General features: G+C 66.3%; 6 protein-coding genes. 3 read left to right on the top strand and 3 right to left on the bottom strand.

Translation table 11 applies throughout. From position 1 onward, the window contains the following. The 3 genes from RMO40_RS21040 to senA form a co-directional block, all read left to right on the top strand. Positions 1 to 1,088, top strand: a 1,088-nt coding sequence (locus RMO40_RS21040; RefSeq protein ID WP_309725495.1) for a DUF4139 domain-containing protein, incomplete at its 5' end; no start/stop codon positions are given. A gap of 322 nt (positions 1,089 to 1,410) precedes the next feature. Beyond that, positions 1,411 to 1,824: a GFA family protein gene (locus tag RMO40_RS21035; RefSeq protein WP_309725493.1), complete on the top strand. Its 414-nt coding sequence runs from the start codon at positions 1,411 to 1,413 to the stop codon at positions 1,822 to 1,824. A gap of 8 nt (positions 1,825 to 1,832) precedes the next feature. After that, entirely contained in the window at positions 1,833 to 3,056 is a 1,224-nt protein-coding gene (gene senA, locus RMO40_RS21030; RefSeq protein ID WP_309725491.1) for a selenoneine synthase SenA, read from the top strand. 123 nt (positions 3,057 to 3,179) lie between these two features. On the opposite strand, the gene fdhD is transcribed toward senA, so the two are convergent. The 3 genes from fdhD to fdhF all read right to left on the bottom strand — a co-directional run. After that, positions 3,180 to 3,959, bottom strand: coding sequence for a formate dehydrogenase accessory sulfurtransferase FdhD (gene fdhD, locus RMO40_RS21025; protein WP_309725489.1), 780 nt, complete (start codon positions 3,957 to 3,959; stop codon positions 3,180 to 3,182). 5 nt (positions 3,960 to 3,964) lie between these two features. Continuing rightward, positions 3,965 to 4,189 carry a formate dehydrogenase subunit delta gene (locus RMO40_RS21020; RefSeq protein WP_309725487.1) on the bottom strand — a complete coding sequence of 75 codons (225 nt, stop codon included), beginning with the start codon at positions 4,187 to 4,189 and terminating at the stop codon, positions 3,965 to 3,967. Positions 4,190 to 4,192: 3 nt separating this feature from the next. Continuing rightward, positions 4,193 to 6,244 (bottom strand): formate dehydrogenase subunit alpha (gene fdhF, locus RMO40_RS21015; protein ID WP_309725485.1); only part of this gene is annotated, 2,052 nt, incomplete at its 5' end.

Here is a 6,244-nt window from a genome sequence, read left to right as displayed (position 1 = left end):
AGACGAACCCAGCCACCGGCGCCGAGACCACCGAAGTCGCGCAGGTGCTGAGCGCGAGCAACGGCGTGGTGCTGAAGATCGGTGACCGCATCGAGACCGGCATCCCTGGCCGCATCGTCTACGACGGCGTGCCGCCCCACCTGCGCGACCGGCCCACGCTCGTCACCGAGCTGCAAAGCAAGCGAGCGGGTGCGCAGATTCTGGAGTTGTCTTACCTCACCAGCGGTCTCGCGTGGCAAGCAGACTACGTGGCCGAGCTGAGCGCCGACGACAGCACGCTCGACCTGAACGGCTGGGTCACGCTGACCAACCGCAGCGGCACGGCCTACCCCAACGCCAAGCTGCAGCTGGTGGCCGGCGACGTGAACCGCGTGCGAGAAGAGGTGCGCCGAGTGCGTGCCGAAAAGATGGTGACCATGGCGGCCGCGCCCGCCCCGAGCGGCATGGCGCAGGAGGCCCTGTTCGAGTACCACCTGTACACGCTGAACCGGCCCACCACCCTGGCCGACAACCAGACCAAGCAGGTGGCCTTGCTCAACGCGAGCCGCGTGCCCGTCACCAAGGAGCTGCTGCTGCAAGGCAGCGACTACTACTACCGTTCCAGCGTGGGCGACATCGGCCAGAAGCTGAAGGCGGGTGTGTTTGTCGAGTTCAGCAACCGCGAAAGTTCGCGCCTCGGTCAGCCGCTGCCCAAGGGCGTGGTGCGTGTCTACAAGCGCGACAGCGCGGGCAACGCGCAGTTCGTCGGCGAAGACCGCATCGACCACACGCCCAAGAACGAGAAAGTGCGTTTGAAGCTGGGTGACGCGTTCGACGTGACGGCCGACAAGAAACAAACCGACTTCCGCCGCCGTGAGCCCAACAACAAGGCCAGCTACGTCGGCGAGAGCGCCTTCGAGATCGTGTTGCGCAACGCCAAGACCGAAGCGGTGACCGTGACCGTGCGCGAGCCGGTGCCGGGCGACTGGACCATGCTCGAGGAGTCGATCAAGCACAGCAAGGTGGCCGCAGGCACGGCCGAGTGGAAGGTGTTGGTGCCGGCCGGTGGCAGCACGACGCTGAAGTACAGGGTGCTCGTGAGGTACTGAGCGGCACCTCACCACCTGTCGAAACGTGAGCCGTGCACGGCGCTGGCTTCGACAGGCTCAGCCCGAACGGAAATGGATTTGAACCCTTCCTCCGCCCGTCGAAGGGTGCGCCGTGAACTGCGCTGGCTTCGACAAGCTCAGCCCGAACGGGAATGCATATGGAGGCTCGGTTGAACTCGCCCCCCGTTCGCCCTGAGCAGAGACTGAGCCTGTCGAAGGCCCGTCCGTCGAAGGGCTGGCGAGCGAAGTCACGCTGCAAGCTGACGCGCCGCTCAAGTTCGATCCGCTACAGTCGAAAGACCCTGATCGACCCTCACTGACCATGACCTACACCGCCAGTTGCCTGTGCTCGGGCATCAGGTTCCGCATCACCAGCGAGCTGGCGCCGATCCAGGTGTGCCACTGCGTGCAATGCCGCAAGGCGCAGGGCACGGTGTTCGCCACCAACACGCCGGTGGCGCGCTCGGCATTTCATCTCGACAGCGGCGCCGAGCTGGTGACCGAATACGAGTCGTCGCCTGGCAAGAAGCGTGCGTTCTGCAAGCGCTGCGGCTCGCCCCTCTACAGCCGGCGTGATGACCTGCCCGAGGTGCTGCGCATCCGCGCGGGGCTCATCAACGAGCCGCTGGCGGTGCGGCCCGCTGCCCACTGCTACGTGGCCAGCAAGGCGAACTGGTGGCGCATCGACGACGGGCTGCCCCAGTTTGCCGCGGCCTACACTGCACCCAACCCCTGACCACCCACGTGCTCGACTTCGAAGCCGCCCCCATTGAGTCGTCGCAGATGCGGCGTGCCGGCAAGGGCTTGCTGTCGCTCGCATTGATGGACGCGCGCAACCACACCCTTCGCTGGATGAGCGCCCTCGAAGCTGCGCTGACCGAGCCACCGCTGGGTGTTCCGATGCAGCCGGAGCTGAACCCGCCGCTGTGGTCGCTTGGCCACCTCGGTTGGTTCCAGGAGTACTGGATCTCGCGCAACGTGCAGCGTCAACGCGGCGCACTCGCCGACCCGGCCTCGCTGCGGCTCGCGTCCATCGACCCCTTCTCCGACGAGTGGTACGACCCGACGCTCGCCCCCCACGGCGCCCGCTGGCAGCTGCAATTGCCGCACGCGCAGGCCACACGCCAGTACCTGGCCGACACGCTCGAAACCACGCTGGAGCTGCTGGAGCACACGCCCGAAGAAGACGACGCCATGTACTTTTATCGCCTGGCGCTGTTTCGTGAAGACATGCAGTGCGAGGCGTTTGCCGAAATGTCGCAAACGCTGGGCTTCGACGCCGGCTTGCTGCCTTTGCTCGGCACGCTGGCCACGCGCGGGCCGCTCTTGTTCCCGGCCACACGCTGGTCGCTGGGCACCGGGCCGCATGGTTTTGCCTTCGACAACGAACGCCCGGCGCACGAGCACGTCGTGCCCGAGTTCGAGATCGATGCGCAGCCCGTCACCTGGGCGCAGTACTGCGAGTTCGTCGAAGACGGTGGGTATGACGACGTGTCGCAGTGGTCGTCTGAAGGCTGGGCCTGGGTGCAACAAGAAGGCCGGCGCACGCCGCGCCATGTGGACCAGATGCGCCAGAGCGTGATGCTGCAGCGCTTCGGCAAGCTCACCCGCGTGCCGATGAGCCAGCCCGCCATGCATGTGAGCTGGTACGAAGCCGACGCCTGGTGCCGCTGGGCCGGCCGGCGCCTGCCCACCGAGCTGGAGTGGGAGCTGGCGGCACACACCGGCCCTTCACGTGGGCTGCGCTTTGGCCAGGTGTGGGAGTGGACGGCGGGGAGTTTCCGCCCCTACCCGGGTTTCACGCCGGGCCCCGACCGCAGCTATTCGCAGCCCGCGTTTGGTGCGCACAAGGTCTTGCGCGGCGCGTCGTTCGCCACACGCGAACGCATGCGCAACCCGAAGTTCAGGCGCTTCTTGATGCCTCATCGGGACGATGTGTTCAGCGGCTTTCGGAGTTGCGCGATTTAGCTGCCACGCGATCCAACGGGTGTGGCAACCGCCCCCCGACTTGCACATGTCGTTCTCCCTGCCGGCCAAGGCTTCTTGATCGCAGTCTTCCCGAGCGCGGATTCGGTCTGACCTCGAAGGGCATCAAGGCGCGTAGCGCACCGCCTGCTCACCTCGGCAAAAGCCGTAGAGCTGCATGCCCGCCTGGCGGGCGATGTCGACCGCCAGCGTGGTCGGTGCCGAAATGGTGGCGAGCAGGGGCACGCCCATGCGCGCGCACTTGCGCACCAGCTCGTAGCTCGCGCGGCTCGACATCACGACGAAGCCATCGTCGAAATTTTGCTTGTCGAGCGCCCTCCGGCCGAGCAGCTTGTCGAGGGCGTTGTGTCGGCCCACGTCTTCCATCACGGTGGTGATGTCGCCTTCGGGTGTGGCCCAGGCGGCGGCGTGGTGCGCCCCGGTGAGGGCGTTCAGCGGTTGCCGCGAGGGCAATTGGGCGAAGGCGCGCAACACGGTTGTCGCGGGCAGTTGCTCGAGCCAGGCGGGGACGTTCAGCAATTCAGGCACCAGGTCGAGCCGCTTCAGGCTGTCGATGCCGCACACCCCGCAGCCGGTGCGACCGACCAGGCTGCGGCGCAGTTCCTGCAGTCGCGCAGCAGCGGCAGACCCGACTTCGAGCTGAACCTCCACACCGTCGCTGACCTCGATGACGTCGACGCCACGACACTCATCGCGTGACGCGAGCAGGCCTTCCGACAACGCGAAGCCGAGGGCAAAGGCCTCCAGGTCGGCCGGCGTGGCCATCATCACGGCATGCGAGATGCCGTTGAAGACCAGGGCCACCGGCACCTCGGCGGCGATGCGATCGCTCTGCATCTGCGTGGTACCCACGCGCTGAACCGAGACCTCGCGGGTGGGCTCCATGCGGCTCACGCCAGCACGCTGCGGTGGCTGGTGATGGCGTGCAACACGGCCGGGTGCAGGCCGGCGCCGGCCTGGCCGTCGATGTGGGCCAGCAGCTCGCGCCGCATGCGCGGCTCCCAGAACTTCTTGATGTGCACGGCGATGCCTTCCTCGGCCTCCACCGGGTCGGGCATGGACTCGAAGAAGTCGCCAATCTGGTTGGCCATCTTGATCAGGATCTCGATGTGCATGGCCTACTTGGCCCCCACCTCGTGCGCCGCGTTCAGCAGGCCTTGTTGCAGCCGGTCGAAGCGGCTGTGCTCCTGCTGCCAGGCCGAAGGCTGCATCACCGGCATCACCTGCACTGCGGTCACCTTGTACTCGGGGCAGTTGGTGGCCCAGTCGGAGTTGTCGGTGGTGATCACGTTGGCGCCCGACTCGGGGAAGTGGAAGGTGGTGTACACCACGCCCGGCGCCACCCGGTCAGTGACGGTGGCACGCAACACGGTGTCGCCGGCGCGGCTTTGAATGCCCACCCAGTCGTCGTGCTTGATGCCACGGTCTTCGGCGTCGTGCGGGTGGATCTCGAGCCGGTCTTCGCTGTGCCACTCCACGTTGGGCGTGCGCCGTGTCTGCGCGCCCACGTTGTACTGCGAGAGGATGCGCCCGGTGGTCAGCAGCAGCGGGAACTTGCGGGTGATCTTCTCGTCGGTGGCCACGTACTTGGTGATGATGAAGCGGCCCTTGCCGCGCACGAATTTGTCGATGTGCATGGTGGGTGTGCCGTCGGGTGCGGCATCGTTGCAGGGCCATTGCACGCTGCCCAGCTGCTCGATCTTGGTGAAGCTCACGCCCTTGAAGGTGGGTGTGAGCGCGGCGATCTCGTCCATGATCTGCGAGGGGTGGGTGTAGTGCATCGGGTAGCCCAGCGCGTTGCTGAGCTTGACCGTGACTTCCCAATCCGCCAGCCCCGCTTTCGGCGGCATCACCTTGCGCACGCGCGAGATGCGGCGCTCGGCGTTGGTGAAGGTGCCGTCTTTCTCCAGGAATGACGATCCGGGCAAGAACACGTGCGCGTACTTGGCGGTCTCGTTCAAGAAGAGGTCTTGCACCACGATGCATTCCATCGCCATCAGCGCTTCGGCCACGTGCTGCGTGTTGGGGTCGCTCTGGACGATGTCTTCACCCTCGCAGTACAGGCCCTTGAAGCTGCCGGTGAGCGCGGCGTCGAACATGTTGGGGATGCGCAGGCCCGGCTCGGGCTGGATCGTCACGCCCCACACGCTTTCGAACGAGGCGCGCACGGTGCTGTCGGACACATGGCGGTAGCCCGGCAGTTCGTGCGGGAAGGAGCCCATGTCGCAGGCGCCCTGCACGTTGTTCTGGCCGCGCAGCGGGTTCACGCCCACACCTTCGCGGCCCACGTTGCCGGTGGCCATGGCGAGGTTGGCGATGCCCATCACCATGGTCGAGCCCTGGCTGTGCTCGGTGACGCCCAGGCCGTAGTAGATGGCGGAGTTGCCCTTGCGCGCATACAGCCGCGCTGCGGCGCGCACCTCGGCGGCGGGCACACCGGTCACCTCTTCCATCAACTCGGGCGAGTTCTCAGGCCGGGCGACGAACTCGCGCCATTCGTTGAACGATTTCGGGTCGCAGCGCTCGGCCACATAGGCCTCGTCGACCAGGCCTTCGGTGACGACCACATGCCCCAACGCGCTGATGATGGCGACGTTGGTGCCGGGCTTCAATTGCAGGTGGTGCGCGGCGCGGATGTGGGGTGACTTCACGATGTCGATGCGGCGCGGGTCGACCACGATCAGCTGCGCACCTTCACGAAGACGGCGCTTCATGCGTGACGCGAACACCGGGTGCCCGTCGGTCGGGTTGGCGCCGATGATCATGATGACGTCGGCCTTCTCCACCGACTTGAAGGTCTGCGTGCCGGCCGAGGTGCCGTAGGTCTGGCCGAGGCCATAGCCGGTCGGCGAGTGGCAGACACGGGCGCAGGTGTCGACGTTGTTGTTGCCGAAGGCCGCGCGCACCAGCTTTTGCACCAGGTAGGTTTCTTCGTTGGTGCAGCGTGACGAGGTGATGCCGCCAATGGAGTCGCGCCCGTGCTCGGCCTGCAGGCGCTTGAACTCGCTGGCGGCGTGGTTGATCGCCACGTCCCAGCTCACCTCTTGCCACGGGTCGGTGATCTTCTTGCGGATCATCGGCGTGGTGATGCGGTCCTTGTGCGAGGCGTAGCCCCAGGCAAAGCGGCCTTTCACGCAGGAGTGGCCTTCGTTGGCCTTGCCGTCTTTCCA

The organism is Rhizobacter sp. (assembly GCF_031412075.1).
Taxonomy (GTDB): Bacteria; Pseudomonadota; Gammaproteobacteria; order Burkholderiales; family Burkholderiaceae_C; genus Rhizobacter.
The sequence above is the reverse complement of the archived record's forward strand: the minus strand, read 5'-3'. Positions and strand labels throughout refer to the sequence as shown.